The following is a 292-nucleotide window of genomic DNA, read 5'->3' on the forward strand; positions in this document are numbered from 1 at the left end:
ACGTATTTGGTGGTCAGCAGCATCGCCAGGACGCTGGGGCTGGCCATGCTTTTTTCGATCAATTGGGCCGGTTTGTCGGCGGTGATTGGCGCGGCTTCACAACCACGGCAGCCGTAGACCTTGCGGACGTGTTTGATCACCCGGATCTGCATCGGCACGATTTCAAGCTGTTCGCTGGTTTCTTCACCGATGGTGTGTTTGCGGCAGCCGCACGCGCAGGTCAGTTCATGTTCGGGCAGTTCGTGAATGACTTCGATGCGTGGTAGATCGGCTGACAGTGGTTTGCGTTTGC

Annotated in this window: 1 protein-coding gene; it reads right to left on the reverse strand. The window is 57.2% G+C overall.

All coding sequences use genetic code 11. The features are described from left to right. A partial coding sequence (locus AACY52_RS31900; RefSeq protein ID WP_339561639.1) for an IS66 family transposase zinc-finger binding domain-containing protein occupies positions 1 to 292 on the reverse strand: 292 nt, incomplete at both ends.

This window comes from Pseudomonas sp. EA_65y_Pfl1_P113, from assembly GCF_963970525.1.
Classification (GTDB): Bacteria; Pseudomonadota; Gammaproteobacteria; order Pseudomonadales; family Pseudomonadaceae; genus Aquipseudomonas; species Aquipseudomonas tritici.